We start from the raw sequence: 2,365 nt of genomic DNA on the forward strand, positions 1-2,365 counted from the left end.
GCCTTAAGCGCGATCAGCGAGCCGAAATTAAAGCACTGGAACCAGAGTTCGGCGTGATTGAAACCGGCCAGGCGCAGGCGCTCCTTATGGGTTTCCACGCTGTCGGTCAGCATCACGTTTTCCAGCATGCTGCGCTTCTGGCTAATCTCCAGCTCGCTGTAGCCGTTAGCCCGCTTAAAGTCATGGTGCATGTTGAATAACAGCTCGCCCACGCTGGCGTCGGCGAAACTGAATTTTTCAGAAAGCACCAGCGCGCCGCCGGGACGCAGACCTTGCCAGATGGTATTCAGCAGATTCTGCCGCTCGGCAGGCTCCAAAAACTGTAGGGTAAAGTTCAGCACCACCAGCGAGGCGTTTTCGATCGGGATGGTGCGGATATCGGCTTCGATCACTTCGACCGGCGTGTCGGCGCGAAAAGCGTCAATATGACGGCGGCAGCGCTCAACCATTGCAGGGGAATTATCAACAGAGATAATTTTGCAGCCTTCAGCTTTGATATTACGGCGCACGGAAAGCGTGGCGGCGCCCAGCGAACAGCCCAAATCGTAGACCTGGCTGTGCGGCTGTACAAAGCGTTCGGCCAGCATTCCGATCATCGAAATAATATTGGAATAGCCAGGCACCGAGCGCTGGATCATATCGGGAAAAACTTCGGCCACGCGCTCGTCAAACGTCCAGTCGCCCAGTTTGGCAATCGGCGCGGAGAACAGCGTATCGCGGTTAGACATAGTGGTAAGTCCGGAACAAAAACGGAAAGGGCGTATTCTGGCAGAAAGCAGCGCAGGCTGCACCTTTTCCGCCTTAGCTCAGCGTGAAAACCAAATCCCAGGGCAGAAAAAGCAGATTAATTACGATCATGCCCAGCAGCGAGGTCAGCGTCAGGATCATGCCGTTTTTACGCCATAACCGCGTGCTGGTGCGCATGCCATAGCTGTGCAGCGCACGGCCCAGGAAAAAAAAGAGGGCGGCCAGGTGCAGCATCCACATCTCCGCGCCGTTCATTTCCATAATGACCAGCAGCAGCAGGGCCAGCGGAATGTACTCTACGGCGTTACCGTGAATACGAATGGCGGTCTGCAACTCATAAAAACCGCCGTCGCCATGCGCCACGTGATACTGGCGACGCAACCGGACCACGTCAAAAGAAAACTTAATAATAAACAGTGCCCCAAGCACTACGTACAGCGCGCTGACCATCCTTACTCCACCCGGCTGGAAATATCTGGCGACATCATAGCGGCGAAAAGAACAGCTGTCAGCCCAAGTGCAGTCGCAGTCAGGATCAAAACAGACTTTCCTGCTGCGGCCAGTCGGGCGCTTCGCCCAGCCCGGGCGCGACCTGACGTAGCGCACCCCACAGGCTTTGCACCATTGCCGGGGCGAAGGCCACATCAGGCGTATGAATGAACAGCCACGGCTGGCCCTGTTCGCACCATTGCGGCAGTTTTTGCTGCCAGGCTTCAAACCATTTCAGATTGGCGCTGGCCTCATCGCCGCCGATAAAGCGGATCATCGGCTGGTCAGCCGTCATCACCGCATGAACCGGTAAATGCGGTTTCTTGCGCTGTGCGTCGATAATGGCTGGATTACTGGGTATCGCAGAATGTACACCGCGCGTATCCAGGATAACCCGGTTTATGCCGCGCTGATGTAGGCCAACGTTCAACGCTTTTTCTGCCTCGCCCTTGGCAAAAAATGCCGGATGGCGGACTTCCACACCGTAACTGAAACTTTTCGGCAGGCTGTCAAGAAAAGCCCAAAGCGCCGGGAGATCGGCAGGAGAAAATGCAGAGGGCAGCTGCAGCCAGTACTGGCCAATCCGGGAAGCAAGCGGGGCCAGCAGACTGAAAAATTCGGCAGTCAAATCGCCACTGTCGCGCAGCGCGGCCTTATGACTGATAGTGGCTGGGAATTTAAAGCAGAAGCGGAAATCGTCATGGGTCATGTCATACCAGCGCTGAACAATTTCAGGACGCGGCAGCGCGTAGAGCGTGGTGTTGCCTTCGACGCAGTTGAAATAACGCGCGTAATCGGCAAGGGTTTCCATGCCCAGTTTTTTCCATTGCGGATGCTGCCATTGTGGCAGTCCTAAATAAAAAGGTTTCATTGCTCTTCTCTTAGTACGCTGACAATAGCGATCGCCTCCCTGCGATCGTAGGCGAACCTTACAGCGCGGCAATAATCTCGTCAGTCGTCCGTACGCGACCCAGACGAGGGAAGATATGCTTAAAGCTGCCGTTATGCTCTTCGGTACTGCCCGCGCTACAGATATCTTCTGCAACGATCAGGTTAAAGCCCAGCTCCCAGGCGTTACGCGCGGTGGACTCCACGCCGATATTGGTCGAAATACCGCCTAATACAATAG

At 55.3% G+C, this 2,365-nt stretch carries 4 protein-coding genes; all 4 read right to left on the reverse strand.

Features of this window, described 5'->3' with window-relative positions:
* The coding region (cmoA, locus tag RTK32_RS21130; protein ID WP_312047364.1) for a carboxy-S-adenosyl-L-methionine synthase CmoA at positions 1–728 on the reverse strand (728 nt) is incomplete at its 3' end.
* A gap of 73 nt (positions 729–801) precedes the next feature.
* Positions 802–1,197, reverse strand: a complete 396-nt coding sequence (locus RTK32_RS21135) for an MAPEG family protein (RefSeq protein ID WP_312047365.1) — start codon at positions 1,195–1,197, stop codon at positions 802–804.
* 85 nt (positions 1,198–1,282) lie between these two features.
* On the reverse strand, positions 1,283–2,107 hold the full coding sequence (locus RTK32_RS21140) for a DUF72 domain-containing protein (protein WP_312047367.1): 825 nt from the start codon (positions 2,105–2,107) through the stop codon (positions 1,283–1,285).
* A gap of 58 nt (positions 2,108–2,165) precedes the next feature.
* On the reverse strand, positions 2,166–2,365 hold a 200-nt coding region (locus tag RTK32_RS21145; protein WP_312047368.1), incomplete at its 5' end, for an isochorismatase family protein.

This window comes from Erwinia sp., assembly GCF_031978025.1.
In the GTDB taxonomy this organism is placed as follows: Bacteria; Pseudomonadota; Gammaproteobacteria; order Enterobacterales; family Enterobacteriaceae; genus Erwinia.

What these genes read in the sequence shown, in the direction of transcription:
- RTK32_RS21135 (WP_312047365.1), bottom strand. Translation starts at nt 1,197, where the DNA reads ATGGTCAGCGCGCTGTACGTAGTGCTTGGGGCACTGTTTATTATTAAG.
- RTK32_RS21140 (WP_312047367.1), bottom strand. Translation starts at nt 2,107, where the DNA reads ATGAAACCTTTTTATTTAGGACTGCCACAATGGCAGCATCCGCAATGG.